This is a genomic window from Streptomyces sp. NRRL S-118 (genome assembly GCF_000716335.1).
Lineage (GTDB): Bacteria > Actinomycetota > Actinomycetes > Streptomycetales > Streptomycetaceae > Streptomyces.
Window position 1 is genome coordinate 1,263 of record NZ_KL591071.1, and the last position, 370, is coordinate 1,632.

Below are 370 nucleotides of genomic sequence, written 5' to 3' on the forward strand. Positions count from 1 at the left end.
CGTTGAAGGCGCGGCCGGGATCGATGGAGGCAGCCGAGGCGTGCCCGAGCACACCGGCCACCTGGGCCAGCACCAGCTCGAGCGCGACCTGCTCACGGTCCGCCTCCGGTACGCCGGCGAGGCGCTGTGCCAGTGATCCACCGGTCTCCGCACGCCGAGCCGGGGCGGGCGCGAGCCCGCGCAGCACGGCCGGGATCGTCCCGGCCCTGGCGTGGGCCCGCAGCACCGTCGTGTCCAGGTGGACCGGCGCCAGCAGCGCCGCGTCCGACGCGAGAGCCTGGTCGAACAGACCGAGACCCGTCTCCGTCGTCAGCGCCTTGGCGCCCATCCGCTCCAGGCGGCCCAACTCGCCCTGCCCCAGCTGGGACGC

General features: G+C 75.7%; 1 protein-coding gene. It reads right to left on the minus strand.

The features are described 5' to 3' along the window. The coding region (locus IH00_RS38655) for an acyl carrier protein (RefSeq protein WP_039947922.1) at window positions 1-370 on the minus strand (370 nt) is incomplete at both ends.